The sequence below is a fragment of the Buttiauxella selenatireducens genome (genome assembly GCF_031432975.1).
Lineage (GTDB): Bacteria > Pseudomonadota > Gammaproteobacteria > Enterobacterales > Enterobacteriaceae > Buttiauxella > Buttiauxella selenatireducens.
The window spans coordinates 1,132,706-1,151,520 of record NZ_CP133838.1; the positions used below are offsets into that span (position 1 = coordinate 1,132,706).

10 protein-coding genes, 2 tRNA genes, 3 rRNA genes and 1 pseudogene are annotated in these 18,815 nt (G+C 49.3%); 9 read left to right on the forward strand and 7 right to left on the reverse strand.

The genetic code is table 11. The features are described 5' to 3' along the window. Positions 1-76 precede the first annotated feature (76 nt). The 7 genes and pseudogenes from clpB to RHD99_RS05235 all read left to right on the forward strand — a co-directional run. Complete coding sequence (gene clpB, locus RHD99_RS05205; protein ID WP_309877749.1) at positions 77-2,650, forward strand: ATP-dependent chaperone ClpB; 2,574 nt, start codon at positions 77-79, stop codon at positions 2,648-2,650. 474 nt (positions 2,651-3,124) lie between these two features. Then, a 16S ribosomal RNA gene (locus RHD99_RS05210) occupies positions 3,125-4,666 on the forward strand. Between the two features lie 72 nt (positions 4,667-4,738). Further along, positions 4,739-4,815: transfer RNA gene (locus tag RHD99_RS05215), tRNA-Ile, on the forward strand. Positions 4,816-4,925: 110 nt separating this feature from the next. Then, positions 4,926-5,001, forward strand: a tRNA-Ala gene (locus RHD99_RS05220). Positions 5,002-5,209: 208 nt separating this feature from the next. Continuing rightward, a 23S ribosomal RNA gene (locus RHD99_RS05225) occupies positions 5,210-8,118 on the forward strand. A gap of 116 nt (positions 8,119-8,234) precedes the next feature. Continuing rightward, a 5S ribosomal RNA gene (rrf, locus tag RHD99_RS05230) occupies positions 8,235-8,350 on the forward strand. Together the 16S, 23S and 5S rRNA genes with 2 tRNA genes alongside form the textbook arrangement of a ribosomal RNA operon. A gap of 228 nt (positions 8,351-8,578) precedes the next feature. After that, positions 8,579-8,709: pseudogene (locus tag RHD99_RS05235) on the forward strand (alpha-ketoglutarate transporter); the annotation flags it as partial. On the opposite strand, the gene RHD99_RS05240 reads toward RHD99_RS05235, so the two are convergent. The 5 genes from RHD99_RS05240 to trxC form a co-directional block, all read right to left on the reverse strand. Next, on the reverse strand, positions 8,706-9,029 hold the full coding sequence (locus tag RHD99_RS05240; RefSeq protein WP_374708457.1) for a YfiM family lipoprotein: 324 nt from the start codon (positions 9,027-9,029) through the stop codon (positions 8,706-8,708). The pseudogene RHD99_RS05235 and the gene RHD99_RS05240 overlap by 4 nt on opposite strands. Before the next feature lie 59 nt (positions 9,030-9,088). Further along, entirely contained in the window at positions 9,089-10,444 is a 1,356-nt protein-coding gene (pssA, locus tag RHD99_RS05245; RefSeq protein WP_183270245.1) for a CDP-diacylglycerol--serine O-phosphatidyltransferase, read from the reverse strand. A 114-nt stretch (positions 10,445-10,558) separates the two neighbouring features. Then, a complete protein-coding gene (locus tag RHD99_RS05250; RefSeq protein WP_309877750.1) occupies positions 10,559-13,219 on the reverse strand; it encodes a bifunctional acetate--CoA ligase family protein/GNAT family N-acetyltransferase in 2,661 nt (886 codons plus the stop codon). Positions 13,220-13,251: 32 nt separating this feature from the next. Continuing rightward, positions 13,252-13,953, reverse strand: coding sequence for a tRNA-uridine aminocarboxypropyltransferase (locus tag RHD99_RS05255; RefSeq protein ID WP_309877751.1), 702 nt, complete (start codon positions 13,951-13,953; stop codon positions 13,252-13,254). Between the two features lie 73 nt (positions 13,954-14,026). Beyond that, the gene (gene trxC / locus RHD99_RS05260) at positions 14,027-14,446 is read right to left on the reverse strand and encodes a thioredoxin TrxC (RefSeq protein WP_309877754.1); all 420 of its coding nucleotides are present in this window, start codon (positions 14,444-14,446) and stop codon (positions 14,027-14,029) included. Between the two features lie 211 nt (positions 14,447-14,657). Here trxC and RHD99_RS05265 point away from each other — a divergent pair, with 211 nt between their 5' ends. After that, positions 14,658-15,719: a tRNA/rRNA methyltransferase gene (locus RHD99_RS05265; RefSeq protein WP_183270241.1), complete on the forward strand. Its 1,062-nt coding sequence runs from the start codon at positions 14,658-14,660 to the stop codon at positions 15,717-15,719. Between the two features lie 58 nt (positions 15,720-15,777). Here the strand turns inward: RHD99_RS05265 and ung are convergent, their stop codons facing one another. Then, the gene (gene ung, locus RHD99_RS05270) at positions 15,778-16,458 is read right to left on the reverse strand and encodes a uracil-DNA glycosylase (RefSeq protein ID WP_309877755.1); all 681 of its coding nucleotides are present in this window, start codon (positions 16,456-16,458) and stop codon (positions 15,778-15,780) included. 444 nt (positions 16,459-16,902) lie between these two features. Here ung and grcA point away from each other — a divergent pair, with 444 nt between their 5' ends. Then, positions 16,903-17,286: an autonomous glycyl radical cofactor GrcA gene (gene grcA, locus RHD99_RS05275; RefSeq protein ID WP_309877756.1), complete on the forward strand. Its 384-nt coding sequence runs from the start codon at positions 16,903-16,905 to the stop codon at positions 17,284-17,286. 160 nt (positions 17,287-17,446) lie between these two features. Here grcA and srmB read toward each other — a convergent pair whose 3' ends face one another. Then, complete coding sequence (gene srmB / locus RHD99_RS05280; protein ID WP_309877758.1) at positions 17,447-18,769, reverse strand: ATP-dependent RNA helicase SrmB; 1,323 nt, start codon at positions 18,767-18,769, stop codon at positions 17,447-17,449. Positions 18,770-18,815: the final 46 nt, after the last annotated feature.

An 18,815-nucleotide genomic window follows, 5' to 3' on the forward strand; every position in this document is an offset into this window, starting at 1 on the left:
TCATTAACCTTGAATAATTGAGGGATGACCTCATTTAATCTCCAGTAGCAAATTTGACCTGTATATGGGAGGAGTTATGCGTCTGGATCGTCTTACTAATAAATTCCAGCTTGCTCTCGCCGATGCCCAATCCTTAGCTCTCGGGCACGACAACCAATTTATCGAACCCCTTCACTTGATGAGCGCACTGCTCAATCAGGAAGGCGGATCTGTGCGTCCTTTACTGACTTCAGCTGGCGTAAATGCTGGCAAGTTGCGTACCGATATTGAGCAAGCTTTAAGCCGTTTACCACAAGTTGAAGGCACTGGCGGTGACGTCCAGCCTTCGCAGGATTTAGTCCGGGTACTGAATCTGTGTGACAAACTGGCACAAAAACGAAATGACAACTTCATTTCGTCTGAGTTATTTGTTCTGGCAGCACTTGAATCACGCGGAACATTAACTGATGTACTGAAATCAGCGGGTGCTACCACGGCAAATGTGACAGCAGCAATTGAGCAAATGCGTGGAGGCGAAAACGTGAATGACCAGGGTGCCGAAGACCAACGTCAGGCATTGAAAAAATATACTGTTGATCTGACCGAGCGCGCGGAACAGGGCAAGCTCGATCCCGTTATCGGTCGTGATGAAGAAATTCGTCGCACTATCCAGGTTTTGCAGCGCCGTACTAAAAATAACCCGGTACTCATTGGTGAACCAGGGGTGGGTAAAACCGCCATTGTTGAAGGCCTGGCCCAGCGCATTATTAATGGCGAAGTCCCTGAAGGTCTGAAAGGGCGCCGAGTATTATCGCTGGATATGGGTTCACTGGTAGCGGGTGCAAAATATCGTGGTGAGTTTGAAGAGCGTCTTAAAGGTGTGCTCAATGACCTTTCTAAGCAGGAAGGGAATGTCATTCTATTTATAGATGAATTGCACACCATGGTTGGAGCGGGTAAAGCTGATGGTGCTATGGATGCGGGCAACATGCTCAAACCTGCTTTGGCACGAGGTGAGTTGCATTGCGTCGGTGCGACCACGCTGGATGAATATCGTCAATATATAGAGAAGGACGCTGCACTTGAACGTCGATTCCAAAAAGTGTTTGTTGCCGAGCCTTCTGTTGAAGATACCATTGCTATTTTGCGCGGGCTGAAAGAACGGTACGAATTGCACCACCATGTGCAAATTACTGACCCGGCAATCGTTGCGGCTGCGACTTTATCGCATCGTTATATTGCAGACCGCCAATTGCCGGATAAAGCCATCGACTTGATTGACGAGGCGGCTTCCAGCATTCGTATGCAGATTGACTCGAAGCCAGAAGAGCTTGACCGTCTGGACCGTCGAATCATCCAGCTCAAACTGGAACAGCAGGCGCTGAAGAAGGAATCTGACGAAGCCAGCCAAAAACGCCTCAGTATGCTGGAAGAAGAGTTAGGTCAGAAAGAGCGGGAATATTCAGTACTGGAAGAAGAGTGGAAAGCTGAGAAAGCTTCACTTTCTGGTACACAAACTATCAAAGCTGAGTTGGAACAGGCAAAAATTGCGATTGAACAGGCTCGCCGTGTTGGGGACCTGGCGCGTATGTCTGAGTTGCAATACGGGAAAATTCCTGAACTCGAGAAGCAGCTTGCGGCTGCAACTCAAAGTGAAGGTAAAACAATGCGTCTGCTGCGTAACAAAGTCACTGACGCAGAGATTGCGGAAGTCCTGGCACGCTGGACGGGGATACCTGTGGCTCGCATGCTCGAAGGTGAGCGCGATAAACTTCTACGTATGGAACAACAACTTCATACCCGCGTGATCGGGCAGAATGAAGCTGTAGAGGCCGTATCGAACGCTATCCGTCGTAGCCGAGCAGGATTGGCCGATCCGAATCGCCCAATTGGTTCCTTCTTGTTCCTTGGTCCAACGGGTGTGGGTAAAACTGAACTGTGTAAAGCGCTGGCAAACTTTATGTTTGATAGCGATGACGCGATGGTGCGTATCGATATGTCTGAGTTTATGGAAAAACACTCGGTCTCGCGTCTGGTCGGTGCGCCTCCTGGATATGTGGGTTACGAAGAAGGTGGTTACCTGACAGAAGCTGTTCGCCGTCGTCCTTATTCAGTCATCCTTTTGGATGAAGTTGAGAAGGCTCACCCAGACGTATTTAACATTTTATTGCAAGTTTTGGATGATGGGCGCCTGACTGATGGGCAGGGGAGAACAGTCGATTTTCGTAATACGGTTGTGATCATGACATCTAACCTCGGTTCTGATTTGATTCAGGAACGTTTCGGCAAGTTGGATTATGGTCATATGAAGGACATTGTTCTCGGCGTTGTTAGCCAGAACTTCCGTCCAGAGTTTGTTAACCGTATAGATGAAGTCGTAGTGTTCCATCCTTTGGGTGAAAAACACATTGCTTCTATTGCGCAGATTCAGTTGCAGCGTTTGTATAAACGTCTTGAAGACCGTGGCTATGAAGTCACTATCTCTGAAGAGGCGTTGAAACTGCTTAGCGCGAATGGTTACGACCCGGTTTATGGTGCAAGACCTTTGAAACGCGCTATTCAGCAGCAAATTGAGAACCCACTTGCTCAGCAAATCCTTTCCGGAGAGCTGATTCCTGGGAAAACAGTGCATTTAGAAGTAAAAGATGACCATATAGTGGCAGTGCAGTAAGTCACAAAAAAGATAAAACGAGCCCTTTGGGGCTCGTTTTTGTTTAAAAACCAGGCGATATTATGCTTTGTGATAGTGGTTTGCCTGGAAAGTGAGCGAACGGTGATTTTTTTGCATTTTGGTACTTGCCAGCTTCCAGAAAATCCCTATACTGCGCCTCCACTGACACGGCACAACGGCTTACAAACCGGCCCGTCAGTCAGATGAAAAGCGAAAATAAACGCTTGACTCTGAAAGAGGAAAGCGTAATATACGCCACCTCGAGTTAGCAAGCGAAAGCGCGTAACTCACTGCTCTTTAACAATTTATCAGACAATCTGTGTGGGCACTCGCAGGATTGATATCTCAGATACCTTCGGGTATCAAAAAAAATATCAAGTCTTGAAGAGTGACCAAGCAGTAATTCATTTAGTTGAATTATTACGAAAGTTAATTTTTGAGCACCGCTTCACGAGTTGAAGCAAATCAAGCTTTTAATTGAAGAGTTTGATCATGGCTCAGATTGAACGCTGGCGGCAGGCCTAACACATGCAAGTCGAGCGGTAGCACAGAGGAGCTTGCTCCTTGGGTGACGAGCGGCGGACGGGTGAGTAATGTCTGGGAAACTGCCTGATGGAGGGGGATAACTACTGGAAACGGTAGCTAATACCGCATAACGTCTTCGGACCAAAGTGGGGGACCTTCGGGCCTCATGCCATCAGATGTGCCCAGATGGGATTAGCTAGTAGGTGGGGTAATGGCTCACCTAGGCGACGATCCCTAGCTGGTCTGAGAGGATGACCAGCCACACTGGAACTGAGACACGGTCCAGACTCCTACGGGAGGCAGCAGTGGGGAATATTGCACAATGGGCGCAAGCCTGATGCAGCCATGCCGCGTGTATGAAGAAGGCCTTCGGGTTGTAAAGTACTTTCAGCGAGGAGGAAGGCATTGTGGTTAATAACCACAGTGATTGACGTTACTCGCAGAAGAAGCACCGGCTAACTCCGTGCCAGCAGCCGCGGTAATACGGAGGGTGCAAGCGTTAATCGGAATTACTGGGCGTAAAGCGCACGCAGGCGGTTTGTTAAGTCAGATGTGAAATCCCCGGGCTCAACCTGGGAACTGCATTTGAAACTGGCAAGCTTGAGTCTTGTAGAGGGGGGTAGAATTCCAGGTGTAGCGGTGAAATGCGTAGAGATCTGGAGGAATACCGGTGGCGAAGGCGGCCCCCTGGACAAAGACTGACGCTCAGGTGCGAAAGCGTGGGGAGCAAACAGGATTAGATACCCTGGTAGTCCACGCCGTAAACGATGTCGACTTGGAGGTTGTTCCCTTGAGGAGTGGCTTCCGGAGCTAACGCGTTAAGTCGACCGCCTGGGGAGTACGGCCGCAAGGTTAAAACTCAAATGAATTGACGGGGGCCCGCACAAGCGGTGGAGCATGTGGTTTAATTCGATGCAACGCGAAGAACCTTACCTACTCTTGACATCCAGAGAATTCGCTAGAGATAGCTTAGTGCCTTCGGGAACTCTGAGACAGGTGCTGCATGGCTGTCGTCAGCTCGTGTTGTGAAATGTTGGGTTAAGTCCCGCAACGAGCGCAACCCTTATCCTTTGTTGCCAGCGGTTCGGCCGGGAACTCAAAGGAGACTGCCAGTGATAAACTGGAGGAAGGTGGGGATGACGTCAAGTCATCATGGCCCTTACGAGTAGGGCTACACACGTGCTACAATGGCGCATACAAAGAGAAGCGACCTCGCGAGAGCAAGCGGACCTCATAAAGTGCGTCGTAGTCCGGATCGGAGTCTGCAACTCGACTCCGTGAAGTCGGAATCGCTAGTAATCGTAGATCAGAATGCTACGGTGAATACGTTCCCGGGCCTTGTACACACCGCCCGTCACACCATGGGAGTGGGTTGCAAAAGAAGTAGGTAGCTTAACCTTCGGGAGGGCGCTTACCACTTTGTGATTCATGACTGGGGTGAAGTCGTAACAAGGTAACCGTAGGGGAACCTGCGGTTGGATCACCTCCTTACCTAAAAGATACGAACTTGCGTAGTGCTCACACAGATTGTCTGATGAAAAATAAGCAGTAAAAAATCTCTGCAGGCTTGTAGCTCAGGTGGTTAGAGCGCACCCCTGATAAGGGTGAGGTCGGTGGTTCAAGTCCACTCAGGCCTACCAAATTTATCCTGATACTGCGTTGTGAAACGACTCGCATACTTCAGTATGCTTCGCCCTTCCACGCCTTGTCTCAGTTTAAATTACCGGTAATGAGATTTAGCATTTGTGATGGGGTTATAGCTCAGCTGGGAGAGCGCCTGCCTTGCACGCAGGAGGTCTGCGGTTCGATCCCGCATAGCTCCACCATCCTTTTACTGCGAAAACTAAAAAAACTTCAGAGTGTACCTGAAAAGGTTCACTGCGAAGTTTTGCTCTTTAAAAATCTGGAACAAGCTGAAAATTGAAACGACACACTGTGTCTGTTCTCCGTAATAAGAACAGATAAGCGGTGTGTTCGAGTCTCTCAAATTTTCACGACATCGATTGTGTCTTACGAGACATCTTCGGGTTGTGAGGTTAAGCGACTAAGCGTACACGGTGGATGCCCTGGCAGTCAGAGGCGATGAAGGACGTGCTAATCTGCGATAAGCGTCGGTAAGGTGATATGAACCGTTATAACCGACGATTTCCGAATGGGGAAACCCAGTGCAATTCGTTGCACTATCGTTAAGTGAATACATAGCTTAACGAAGCGAACCGGGGGAACTGAAACATCTAAGTACCCCGAGGAAAAGAAATCAACCGAGATTCCCCCAGTAGCGGCGAGCGAACGGGGAGCAGCCCAGAGTCTGAATCAGTTTGTGCATTAGTGGAAGCGTCTGGAAAGTCGCAGGGTACAGGGTGATACTCCCGTACACAAAAATGCACTTGCTGTGAACTCGAAGAGTAGGGCGGGACACGTGGTATCCTGTCTGAATATGGGGGGACCATCCTCCAAGGCTAAATACTCCTGACTGACCGATAGTGAACCAGTACCGTGAGGGAAAGGCGAAAAGAACCCCGGCGAGGGGAGTGAAACAGAACCTGAAACCGTGTACGTACAAGCAGTGGGAGCCTCTTTTATGGGGTGACTGCGTACCTTTTGTATAATGGGTCAGCGACTTATATTCTGTAGCAAGGTTAACCGTATAGGGGAGCCGCAGGGAAACCGAGTCTTAACTGGGCGTTAAGTTGCAGGGTATAGACCCGAAACCCGGTGATCTAGCCATGGGCAGGTTGAAGGTTGGGTAACACTAACTGGAGGACCGAACCGACTAATGTTGAAAAATTAGCGGATGACTTGTGGCTGGGGGTGAAAGGCCAATCAAACCGGGAGATAGCTGGTTCTCCCCGAAAGCTATTTAGGTAGCGCCTCGTGAACTCATCTTCGGGGGTAGAGCACTGTTTCGGCTAGGGGGCCATCCCGGCTTACCAACCCGATGCAAACTACGAATACCGAAGAATGTTATCACGGGAGACACACGGCGGGTGCTAACGTCCGTCGTGAAGAGGGAAACAACCCAGACCGCCAGCTAAGGTCCCAAAGTCATGGTTAAGTGGGAAACGATGTGGGAAGGCACAGACAGCCAGGATGTTGGCTTAGAAGCAGCCATCATTTAAAGAAAGCGTAATAGCTCACTGGTCGAGTCGGCCTGCGCGGAAGATGTAACGGGGCTAAACCATGCACCGAAGCTGCGGCAGCGACGCTTAGGCGTTGTTGGGTAGGGGAGCGTTCTGTAAGCCGTTGAAGCTGGACTGTGAGGTCTGGTGGAGGTATCAGAAGTGCGAATGCTGACATAAGTAACGATAAAGCGGGTGAAAAGCCCGCTCGCCGGAAGACCAAGGGTTCCTGTCCAACGTTAATCGGGGCAGGGTGAGTCGACCCCTAAGGCGAGGCCGAAAGGCGTAGTCGATGGGAAACAGGTTAATATTCCTGTACTCGGTGTTACTGCGAAGGGGGGACGGAGAAGGCTATGTTAGCCGGGCGACGGTTGTCCCGGTTTAAGCATGTAGGCGGAGAGTTTAGGTAAATCCGGACTCTTATCTAACGCTGAGGTGTGATGACGAGGTACTACGGTACTGAAGTAACAAATGCCCTGCTTCCAGGAAAAGCCTCTAAGCATCAGGTAACATCAAATCGTACCCCAAACCGACACAGGTGGTCAGGTAGAGAATACCAAGGCGCTTGAGAGAACTCGGGTGAAGGAACTAGGCAAAATGGTGCCGTAACTTCGGGAGAAGGCACGCTGTCATCAGGTGAAGCGATTTACTCGTGGAGCTGAAGGCAGTCGAAGATACCAGCTGGCTGCAACTGTTTATTAAAAACACAGCACTGTGCAAACACGAAAGTGGACGTATACGGTGTGACGCCTGCCCGGTGCCGGAAGGTTAATTGATGGGGTTATCCGTAAGGAGAAGCTCTTGATCGAAGCCCCGGTAAACGGCGGCCGTAACTATAACGGTCCTAAGGTAGCGAAATTCCTTGTCGGGTAAGTTCCGACCTGCACGAATGGCGTAATGATGGCCAGGCTGTCTCCACCCGAGACTCAGTGAAATTGAAATCGCTGTGAAGATGCAGTGTACCCGCGGCAAGACGGAAAGACCCCGTGAACCTTTACTATAGCTTGACACTGAACATTGAGCCTTGATGTGTAGGATAGGTGGGAGGCTTTGAAGCGTGGACGCCAGTCTGCGTGGAGCCAACCTTGAAATACCACCCTTTAATGTTTGATGTTCTAACGTAGACCCGTGATCCGGGTTGCGGACAGTGTCTGGTGGGTAGTTTGACTGGGGCGGTCTCCTCCTAAAGCGTAACGGAGGAGCACGAAGGTTAGCTAATCACGGTCGGACATCGTGAGGTTAGTGCAAAGGCATAAGCTAGCTTGACTGCGAGAGTGACGGCTCGAGCAGGTGCGAAAGCAGGTCTTAGTGATCCGGTGGTTCTGAATGGAAGGGCCATCGCTCAACGGATAAAAGGTACTCCGGGGATAACAGGCTGATACCGCCCAAGAGTTCATATCGACGGCGGTGTTTGGCACCTCGATGTCGGCTCATCACATCCTGGGGCTGAAGTAGGTCCCAAGGGTATGGCTGTTCGCCATTTAAAGTGGTACGCGAGCTGGGTTTAGAACGTCGTGAGACAGTTCGGTCCCTATCTGCCGTGGGCGCTGGAGAATTGAGGGGGGCTGCTCCTAGTACGAGAGGACCGGAGTGGACGCATCACTGGTGTTCGGGTTGTCATGCCAATGGCATTGCCCGGTAGCTAAATGCGGAAAAGATAAGCGCTGAAAGCATCTAAGCGCGAAACTTGCCCCGAGATGAATTCTCCCTGGGAACTTGATTCCCCTGAAGGAACGTTGAAGACTACGACGTTGATAGGCTGGGTGTGTAAGCGTAGCGATACGTTGAGCTAACCAGTACTAATGATCCGTGAGGCTTAACCTTACAACACCGAAGGTGTTTTAAGAATAATGAGAAAGACACTTTAATTTTCAGCTTAATTCCAAGATTTTAAGTTAATGGTCATATGAAAATATGACGGTTAATGAAAACAGAATATGCCTGGCGGCAGTAGCGCGGTGGTCCCACCTGACCCCATGCCGAACTCAGAAGTGAAACGCCGTAGCGCCGATGGTAGTGTGGGGTCTCCCCATGCGAGAGTAGGGAACTGCCAGGCTCCAAATAAACATGAAGGCCACCTTAACGGGTGGCCTTTTTGTGTTTGTGACAAAACGGTCGGGAACAGTTTTGCACGCCGGTCACGGTGGCCCCGGAGGGGCGAGTATCAGGATGATACGAGTAAAAGCCCTGTACTGACGTACAGGGCTTTTTGCTGTCTGCAATTTACCCGAACCACCTCTGCATATCCGCTCTCAGGCAAGCCACCCTTGGCATATAAGGTAAAGAATACGTCGCGCTTTCACTGAAATTGATAGGAATGGAAACTGCATTTTTCTGGCATGTCTCAGGATGGCGGTTCTGGCATTTCTGGTTTCACTGTTACTGCACCGCAAAGGGAAGGGAATCAAACTCTAATATCTGGCGAGTTGCCAGAGAGCGTAACCAGTGGTAGCACCGGCTACATCCCATGTGAAATCTTTCCAGCTCCATCCACTTCCAGCTGTTCGGCTATCCCAGAGTTCTTTCGTCGCGCCAAGACTGACAGAAAATAAGAAACCAAAATTTGCACTGCGAGTATCGCTCCATCCTTGGTGTTGGCCATACTCATTACCTGCAGCAGATAAAATTGCTGAAGCCATGAAGTGCTGCGCTTTATCTTGGCCATGCCATTGGTCTTGAGCCATATGGCTGCAACCGCTGAGAATTAATATTGAGGGAAGTAAAAGACGCAGCATTCATGATCCTCTGGCTACAAAAAAGCCCTGCAAGCAGGGCTTTTCAGTATAGCGATGAACTACAGAATACGACTTATCAAACGATCGATACGGATACGACGCAGTCGGCGAATAAGCTTACGCACTTTATCAGGGTAATCCGCGATGCTCTGTAAATCATGATAGTGTTGAACTACCGTTGTATGAGTGCGGATCAGATCTAATTCGTGGTTACGCTGAACGGCCAGTTCTTGTTTAGGATCATGAATAAGAAGCGCATTCTCCAGATCCAGTCGCCATGCTCTCGGATTAAGGTTATTGCCTGTCAACAGCATCCACTCATCATCAATCCACATCCCTTTGAGGTGGTAGCTGTTATCGTCATCTTTCCACAGACGTACAACCAACTGACCGCTGTCAACGTAGTATTGTAAGCGGCTCAGGAATCGGCGAAGATTAATTTCATAGAGATAAGGTAACGCACCAATTATTTTAAACGGTTGATCTTCTGGAATATAAAAGTCATTCGCTGTTTTATCACCGACAATAATCTCAACTTCTTTCCCTTCGCGTAACAGTTGGATAATACTGCGCACCAGCACCGCTGGCAGGTTGAAATAAGGCGTGCAGATGACCAGTTTACGTTCGGTACACGGCATTAAATGGTAGATAGTTTTATTCAACAGGCTGCTTTTGCCCAGGCCGACTAGCGGTGTAACGGCTAGTTGCTCGTTATCAGCATTGCCCTGGAAATGGAAACTGGCATCGCGTAACTCCTGACGGAACAGGCGAATGTCGTTTTTGATTTCTGGGCTTTTTGGCCTGTGTTGTCTGTCTAATCGATGTACCGCGCGACCACGAACTAGATTGTCTTGCATCCAGTTATACATGATGTCGGAAAGCTGAGGGTTGCAAATAACCTGATAGCGGTCGTAACGATATTTATCCTGCTGATGCAGGTAAACATCATTAATACTCGCGCCGCTATAAATCACGCAATCATCAACTATGAAACCTTTGAAATGCAGCACGCCCAATGCTTCACGCGTATTTACTGGTACGCCATAGACCGGGATATCTATGCCGGAATACTCCTCGGTCATACGATGATACCAGTCTGCATTGGTGTTAGTAGCAGCTGCACCAATACGGCCTCGTTGAGCACGATGCCAGTCAACCAGAATGGTTACTTCAATCTCCGGACGCTGTTGTTTTGCCTGATATAGAGCATGAAGCACGGCTTTACCGGCGTCATCCTGCTCAAGATACAGTGCGACGATACAGATGCGGCGAGTTGCACTGGCAATTTTTTGCAGCAGAGCTTCACGGAAATCCGCTGGGGAGAAAAGGGTCTTTACATCATCAACTGACTGAGAAAGCTTCGGCAATTGGGCAAGGTGTTGTTGATGTTTATTACGTTTAAATTTAGACAACATCACAGTGCGTATCTTCTCTATTCATTGGATGGCCTTCTGCAAAATCCAGACGTCAGAACTTGCTGATAATACCACTACTGACCCGTAAAGTGAGTAAGTTTTCCAGTACCTTACTCACGAATCTATGCTTTTTATCAATGGAAGAGTCAGGCTTACGATGCCATCTTCTAATTGTATATCGACATCAAATCCAAGCTTTCGAGCTAAAGACACCATACCGCGGTTATTTGGCATAGTAATACCATTCAACCTTTGCAGGCCATGATCGCCGGTGTAACTAATCAGCTTTTCCAACAAACGCCGCCCGAGCCCGAGTCCTTTCAAATCGGAACGAACCAACACGGCAAACTCGGCATCAATATTGTCGGGATCTGAGATTGCGCGTGTGACACCGATTATCTCCTGTGATCCGTTTTGTTCACGGACAGCCACAAAAGCCATTTCTCGATCGTAGTCGATCTGGGTCATATTGGCTAAATCTTCGTGGGTAAATTCGTTGATCTCACTGAAATATCGATAGTAAAGATCCTCTTTGGTTACAAGGGAAATAAACTGCTGTAACAACGGTTCATCTTCGGGGAGGATAGGACGGAACAAGCATCGCTCACCATTCCGGAGAATGATATTTTCTTCCAGTTGATAGGGATAAGGGCGTATTGCAAGGCGGCTTTCCGGATCGCCCTCAAACTTATCGAGCTGTAAAGTGACGTCCAGCAGCGTGAACTCATTACCCGAAGCCAGAAGGGGATGAATATCGAGGCGGTGAATTTCCGGACAATCTACGATTAAGTTTGAAACCTGCACCAGGATCTGACTAATACCGGGAATATCCAATGGACGTAATGCGCTGCGCCCACGAATCTTACCGCTTTTGATTGCCTGAATAACCAGGTAGCGGGCGAGATTCATATTGAGCGGCGGTAAAGCCACGACAGCCTGCTGGTCTGGTCGCCATTCAACGCCACCTTCGCCTAACATAATCAGTGGGCCAAATACCGGATCGTGTTCAACTACGATTCGGAGTTCCTGAGCACCTGCACGGTTAGCCATGCTTTGTACCAATAATCCATGAATCCGAGCTTGTGGCCACGCCATTTTCACGCGATCTATAATCGCATCAGCGGCTTGCTGAACCTCTGTAGCGGTTCTCAAATACAGCATAACCCCCTGAACTTCAGACTTATGTGGAATGTCCGGGGAGCGTAATTTCAGCGCGACGGGATAGCCGATTTGTTCAGCAATATGCACGGCTTCCGCACTATCGCCCGCAATCCAGGTTGGAAGTGTATTCAGCCCATACGCCTGCAAAATAGGGCGTACTTCATGAGTATCGAGCGACGTTGCCCCATCGCTTAATGCTTGCTGGAGAAGAAGGTGAGCCTCGCTGGCATTGGCTTTCAAATTGGTGGGTAATGCCGGTGTTTCACGCAGTTGTTTCTGGTTTCGGCGATACTCCACCATGTGCATAAAGGCGGTTACTGCGCCTTCAGGGGTGCGATAAGTGGGAAGACCCGCTTCGCTGAATAACCGCCTCGATTCCTGGGAAGAGAATTCGCCGCACCAGTTGGTGATTAACGTGATGTATTTGCTGCGCGGATGCTGACGTAATAGCTCAATTAATGCGGTGGCACTTTCGGTTCCAGGTGCTGCGGCACTCGGAGCATGAATAATCATTAACGCGTCAAAATCCTGGCAATCAAGCAGGATTTCCACTGCACGTAGATAACGCTCTGGCGTCGCATCGTCGCGTAAATCTAACGGATTGCCACTTTCAACACTGATTGGCAAAGCACTCTTTAGCTTATTAAGGGTTTCATCACCCAGAGTCGCGAGCTTACCGTTTCGCAACCACAACTCGTCCAGTGCCAGAGCGGCGGGCGCCGCGCCATTGCTAATAATCATCAAACGCTCGCCACGCAGTGGGCGCATGTGACTTAGCGTTTCTACCGCCGAAAAAAGCTCGTGAGTGTCCTGGACGCGTAACAAACCGGCACGTTGAATGGCTGCGTCCCATGCGGCATCAAGCCCGAGATGTGTTTTAAGCAGTTGCTGGGCTTTGGCACTGCGTCCGCTTTTAATCACCAGAATGGGTTTGTTACGTGAAGCACTTCGGGCAGCCGAGACAAAACGTCGTGCGTCGCTCAGGTGTTCGAGATAAAGCAAGATGGCGCTAGTTTTTGTATCTCGAGCCAGATAATCCAGCAGTTCATCAACATCAATATCGAGACTGTCACCCAGAGCAATAAACCACGAGAAGCCCATTTCTCGTTGCTGTGCCCAGTCGAGAATCGTGTTGGATACTGCTGCTGATTGAGAAATAAATGCCAGTTTCCCTTTCTGAATCGGTACGGGTGAGAAACTCGCATTAAGGCCTTGCCACGGTGCAAGCAAACCGAGGCTGTTTGGCCCAAGTAGACGTATTTGCCATTGGGTGGCTGTAGCCAATAATTCAGGGAGTTGTTCTGGGGGAGCAGAGAGAATGATGCAAGCTTTACAACCTTTCTCACCCAGTGATTGCAATAATTCGAGGTTTCGTTTTGAGTGGGTACAAATTATTGCGAGATCGGGTGGGAAAGGAAGGCTTGCGATATCAGGCCAGGCAAGGACACCGCATACCGCTTTATGGCTCGGTGTCACTGGCATTACAGGGCCATTAAAGCCTCCAGCTAATAGATTGCGCATCATTAAATAACCGGCGCGATCTGTTTTCGCAGAAGCTCCGACAACAGCGATTGATTTGGGACGCAGTAGCGCCTCCAGCCCACGTTGACTCATTGCTCTCTCCCCTGAGAATTAACCCAGTGAGTTTAAACGCTTTCTGGCTCCGCTGCTGTGATACTGGATTGATGATGAGGTTTACCAGCCAGATATCGTTCACGGAACAACGTGAAATGCTCTGTCAGGCCTATCGCCGCATTTTCATCATCGGCAAGTGCGAGCAACGCGGCGGCCACTTCGGCTGTACAGTATTGCCCATCCGCGTGGGCTTCCCGCAACCGATAAGCAGAGACAATGCTCAAATCCACCGAAATGACGGGCAGTTGATCAAGATATGGGCTTTTGCGGAACATCTTACGCGCTTCAGTCCAGGTACCATCTAACATAATAAACAGCGGTGGTTTGCCACTTTTTGGTGGCATCGTCAGCACTTCACGCCCAGCGCTTGCATATGAAGCAGGGAATACAACCATCGCTTGATAATCAGGAGAACTGACTAAATCGAGCAGAGCCTTAGGTGGTTCGGTGCGTGACCACTGGAATGCTTCGGTATCGGGAAGAATATCTGCAATTAGTCTGCCGGTATTACTTGGCTTCATCGGTTCAGTGTCGAACATGACTAAACAGAAACGGCTGCGAGCATTCTGTGGTTGCAGGGTTTCACATAAGCACTGTTTTAGCGGCAATAAGCAACGCTGGCAACGGCGAATGCGATTACCACGAGCAAGGAAAGGGCGAGTTGCGCGCGCCAGGCGTTCGGCACGAAGACGTAAGACGGCGTTTTCAGTCATCAGATAAACAAGCTTAAAAACGCCATTCTAACGTAGATGAAGCGTACGGGTACAAAGAAACGTACCCGTGAACTTAGAGATTTTCGTTCAGCCAGCTATCAAACGGTGCTTTCGGCATAGCCCCGTTAAGCATGTCGACCATCTCACCTTTTTTGAACACCATAATGGTGGGAATACTGCGAATGCGAAAACGTGCGCTAAGCGCGGGTTCTGCTTCAGTATTCACTTTAACGAAGCGTACTTTGCCACTGCGTTCTTCAGCAACATCTTCGAAAATTGGCGCAAAGTTGACGCAAGGGCCGCACCATGGCGCCCAAAAATCTACTACGACAGGCAAGTCGTCTTGCAGCAGTTTATCCAGGGTTTCGCTGGTGGCATTAATTACATCGCCATCAAAAAGATCATGACCACAACGGCCACATTTGGCACCGTCGTCAATACGCTCATCAGGAATGCGATTAATCGCCTGGCAGGCGGCACAAACGGTATTCATAGCTAACCTCTAAAAGATCTGTTGTCCAAAAATGGTGAAATTCACAGATGATGTTTCTTATATGTTAAATATTATCAGCGATTAATCGAGTGCCAGCAAAGTGATTTATTCGATGAATATAATAGTTATTGGCTTTTGACCAAAGTTAATGGCTAACCAGTGCCACATCGGGTAATCTGCGCGCCACGCGCTCAGCCAGGTGGAGAAAAGCATGAACGACGAATTTAAAGGTAAAAGCGGCAAGGTCAAAGTGATGTATGTCCGCGGTGACGATGACAGCGAAAAACGCAGCCAAAACCCGCGTACAGGTAAAGGCGGTGGGCGTCCTGCAGCACCGTCACGGGGTGAGGGCCGTCGTGGTCCACGTCGCGATGATAAACCTGGCGCAGGGCGCGAGCGGAATCGTAGTGACGATCGTGACGATCGCGGTGATAACCCGTGGAGAACGGTTTCACGGCCACCAAGAGAAGAAGTAGTTGAAGCAGGCGAGCAAATGGGTGCCAACGGCAGACCGATTGTTGACCCTGAAGTGATTCGCCGTCAACGTGCGGAAGAAACGCGTGTTTATGGTGAAAATGCATGTCAGGCTCTTTTCCTGAGCCGTCCTGACTGCATCGTACGTGCCTGGTTTGTCCAGAGCGTGACGCCGCGTTTCAAAGAAGCATTGCGTTGGATGGCAGCAAACCGCAAAGCCTACCACGTGGTCGACGATGCTGAATTAGTTAAAGCATCTGGTACAGAACACCACGGTGGCGTTTGTTTCATCATCAAAAAACGTCGCGGTATTACCGTTCAAAGCTGGCTATCAAAAGCTGCTGAAGACGATTGCGTGCTGGCGCTGGAAAACGTCGCTAACCCGCACAACCTCGGCGGCATTATGCGTAGCTGCGCGCACTTCGGTGTGAAAGGTTTGCTGGTGGAAGATGCCGCAATGCTGGAGTCTGGCGCTGCGGTTCGTACTGCCGAAGGCGGTGCGGAGCACGTTGAAGCCATCAGCGGTGAGACTTTCGAAGAAGGTCTGGAGCAATTCCGCAAAGCAGGTTATGCGATTGTCACCACATCAAGCCATAAAGGGACTCCGCTTTTCAAAGCTGAGCTGCCGAAGAAAATGGTTCTGGTGTTAGGTCAGGAGCGCGAAGGCGTTTCCGATGCGACCTTTGAAAATGCCGACATGAGCGTTGCCATTGATGGTACCGGTAATGTCGAAAGCCTGAACGTATCTGTCGCGACAGGTGTGTTGTTGGCTGAATGGTGGCGTCAAAACAAAGCGTAAGCTTTGAGAATGACCGACCGATAATAAAAAGCCAGCGTAAGCTGGCTTTTTTGTCTCTTTATTCTGGCAGAACGGGCGTCCAGTCAATTGTGGGTTGGTTGCGTTCAGTCAGATACTGATTGGTTTTAGAGAAGTGTCCGCACCCCAGAAAACCCCGATGTGCCGACAACGGTGACGGGTGAGGCGCTTGTAAAACATAATGACGGTTGCGGTCAATAAAACTGCCTTTCTTCTGCGCATGCGATCCCCACAGTAAAAAGACGACGCCTTCACAGTGTTCGTTAATCAGCGCAATCACCTTATCAGTGAATGTTTCCCAGCCTAATTTCGCATGCGAATGCGCATTACCCGCCTCGACAGTTAATACTGTGTTGAGTAAAAGCACGCCCTGACGCGCCCAGCTTTCGAGATAACCATGATTGGGCTGCACAAAATCAGCAATGTCGCTCTGCAACTCTTTGTACATATTCTTTAAAGAGGGTGGCACAGCAACCCCAGGCAGAACAGAAAAAGCCAGACCATGCGCTTGTCCAGGCCCGTGGTATGGATCCTGTCCAAGGATGGCCACTTTCACATCACCAAGCTCAGTAAATCGGAACGCATTGAATACGTCTTTCTGCGGTGGGTATACAGTGACCCCAGCAGCACGACGCTCAGCAACGGTTGCAAGCGCATTTGTGAAATAGGGTTGTTGCTTTTCTTGTGCCAGCACATCGTGCCAGGTGAGGTGGGTTGTCATCTCGCTCTCCTGCGATTCGTAATGCGACTAGCTTAACGGCTTCTTTCTTCTAAGCAAATGAATGAGCTACTGATAAGAGGTAAACCTAAAAAAAGTTGAAAATTTACATAATTTTTAACTTCTGTGAAATGAGCTAAGTTGATGTAAAACAAATAAATGATATGATAGCCACATCAGCGGTATGGGATTAATTGATTTAAATCAAGGTTTGGCGTGTGTTTGGCTAGTATAAAGATCAGTAACGCAACAATGGTTTTACCAATGAGCCGGTTAAAGGCCCGAAATATACCCGTCATACTCCAAGTTGCATGTGCGTTGGCTGCGTTCGTTCACCTCAGTCACTTACTTTAGTAAGCTCCTGGGGACTCACTCACTTGCCGCCTTCCTGCAACTCGGATTATTTAGGGTATAGAATCACAAAATTAGCCCTTAGGGAGAAATATAATGATTACTGGTATCCAAATTACTAAAGCTGCAAATGAGTCACTCCTGAACTCTATCTGGTTGCTGGACAGCGAGAAAGGCGAAGCGCGTTGTGTATGTGCTAAAGCCGATTTTGCAGAAGACGAAGTTGTAGCAGTGAGCAAATTGGGTGAGTTTGAGTATCGTGAAATCCCAGTTGAAGCAAAACCTGAAGTTCGTGTGGAAGGTGGTCAGCATCTGAACGTGAACGTTCTGCGTCGTGAAACTCTGGAAGATGCTGTTAAACATCCAGAAAAATACCCACAGCTGACCATCCGTGTGTCTGGCTATGCGGTACGTTTCAACTCATTGACTCCAGAACAACAGCGTGACGTGATTGCTCGTACTTTCACTGCTAGCCTGTAATTTTTAAACTGTAGTCTTCAAAATATAGAAAAAAGCCGGTGGCTGTTGCACCGGCTTTTTTATGGGTTTGATTCAGTAACTGTTATGAAACGGTTAAAACACTGACTCTGATCGTAAAAAAACCGCCTCAATTGAGACGGTTTTTATCTTCACTGACGAATTATTCAGCTGATTCGTTTTTTGCACTGCTTGGTTTGCGGCGCTTACCGACGTTCTTTTTATCGCGCAGACGGACTTTCACACGCGGCTTTTCTTTGTCGTCTTTTTTCTTCTCTTCGCGCTTCGCGAGTACTTTCTTCGACGGCTTACCAGTGAGTTTCTCACTCGGCGCACGCGTTGTAGGGCGCAGCTCATCAATGACACGCGATTTCATCGGTTCTTTCATGTAGCGAGTGACTTTGCCAAGCAGCAAATGGTCATGTGCTTCAACCAGAGAAATAGCGGTACCTTTAAGGCCAGCACGACCCGTACGCCCGATACGGTGCAGATAGGTATCAGCGGTACGCGGCATGTCGAAGTTAAACACGTGGCTCACTTCTGGAATATCAATACCACGCGCGGCAACATCGGTAGCAATCAACACGTTAACGCGGCCATCAGTCAAACGCTTGATAGCTTCGGTACGCTTCATCTGCACCATTTCGCCTTCGAGATAACAGGTATTGATACCTGCTTCACGCAGCCATGCCACTAACTCATGCACACGATCGCGTTTACGTACAAACACGATTGAACGCGTGGTATCCGGCTGTTGTAGCAAATGCACCAGTAGTGCAGTTTTATGCTCAACGCTGTCCGCACGGTAGTACCACTGGTGAATTTTCTTACGCTCACGCGTTGAAGATGTTGCAGAAACTTCAACAGGGTCTTCTAACAAACGCTCTGCGAAATTCTTAATCGCATCGCCTTCAAGCGTCGCGGAGAACAGCATGGTTTGTTTGCGCCAGCGAGTTTCTGCAGCAATGGTTTCGATATCCTGCGCAAAGCCCAGATCCAACATGCGATCGGCTTCATCAAGAATCAGTGTCTCTACCGCACGGCAATCAAAGTTTTCTTCTTTGATGTATTGCAGCAGGCGACCCGTCGTTGCAACAACGATATCCTGGTTTTCGCTAAACACTTCAGCGTGGTTCATATAAGCCACGCCACCAGTGATTGTTGCGATATCAAGATGAGTATGTTTTGCCAGTTCACGAGCGTGATCGGCCACTTGCATTGCCAGTTCACGCGTTGGCGTGACGATCAAAATACGTGGTGGGCCAGATTTCTTACGCGGGAAATCGACCAAATGCTGTAACACAGGCAGCAAATAAGCGGCTGTTTTACCGGTACCGGTTGGAGCGGAACCGAGGACATCACGCCCTTCAAGTGCAGGTGGAATGGCGGCAGCCTGAATAGCTGTCGGGCGGGTAAAGCCCTTGTCCTGGAGCGCGAGCAACAAGCTCTCGTCAAGTTCCAGTTCGGAAAAAGTGGTTACAGTCATGGTCTTCCTCTATGTAGGGCGCCGATTATAGACGTTATGGCTGCGA